We start from the raw sequence: 947 nt of genomic DNA, 5'->3' as shown, positions 1-947 counted from the left end.
TGACTCGACGAAATCGACCATTTCGGGAGCGACGGCCATACTCACGTCATGCCCGCGGCGAACCAATTCACGGCCGATCGTTAGGTACGGCTCGACCTCGCCACGCGTTCCCCAATTTGCCAGCACAAACTTCATCGCGGTCATGACTGTTCGATTCCCTGGCGCATCGTCGGATTGCAAGCGGCGGCCCACGCCCTCGGCCCAGACGACCGCAGCATAACCGGACACCCAGTGCTAGTTCAGCGAGTTGCGCTGACTCACGGAACCCGTTGGCAATGTGGGCGGCGGACGCCGAAACCTGCCGTCGCCGCGGAGCCATGTCTAGGCTCTGGCTCTACCGGAGATGTGGGCACCGGGGCTGTGGCCGGCCGTGGGTACGTCGACCCGCGTCGTCGGCATTTGGCTCGGTTCGGGAACGATACGTCGCCGGGCGGCGCGACAACCGAAAGTTTGAGATCCGCAATGAGATTTGTGTTGGCGAGCTACGGGACTCGAGGCGATATCGAGCCGTCGGTTGTAGTCGGCCGTGAGCTGCAGCGCCGAGGGCACGACGTGTGCATCGCGGTCCCGCCCGACCTGGTTGACTTCGCGGAATCGGCCGGGCTTACCGCGGTGCCCTACGGAGCGGAGACACGGGTATGGCTGGACGTGTTCCGCAACTTTTTTACCTCCGTGTTCAGCACGTTCTGGAGAATGCGTGACCTATCGGAGTGGGGACGCGAGCTGTGGAAAGTCAGCACTGGGGCCTGGGTGCAGATGAACGAGACACTGACGTCACTGGCGGACGGAGCCGATCTGCTGTTCACCACCATTCCGTGCGAGCAGGCCGCAGCCAATGTCGCCGAGCACTACGGCATTCCGCTGGTCACCCTGCACTACTACCCGGTACGGCCCAACGGACGGTTGATCCCGCTATTGCCCGGACCCATCGCGCGCTTCGCGATGAA

Annotated in this window: 2 protein-coding genes; one reads left to right on the top strand and one right to left on the bottom strand. The window is 63.3% G+C overall.

The window, feature by feature from the left end; translation table 11 throughout:
* Window positions 1-135 (bottom strand): glycosyltransferase (locus tag A9W96_RS31150; protein WP_197499385.1); only part of this gene is annotated, 135 nt, incomplete at its 3' end.
* A gap of 327 nt (window positions 136-462) precedes the next feature.
* Here A9W96_RS31150 and A9W96_RS03240 point away from each other — a divergent pair.
* Window positions 463-947: glycosyltransferase (locus tag A9W96_RS03240; protein ID WP_197499384.1), on the top strand; the 485-nt coding region annotated here is incomplete at its 3' end.

It is taken from the genome of Mycobacterium sp. 1245852.3 (genome assembly GCF_001669335.1).
GTDB lineage: Bacteria > Actinomycetota > Actinomycetes > Mycobacteriales > Mycobacteriaceae > Mycobacterium > Mycobacterium europaeum_A.
This window is presented reverse-complemented; position numbering and strand designations above follow the sequence as displayed.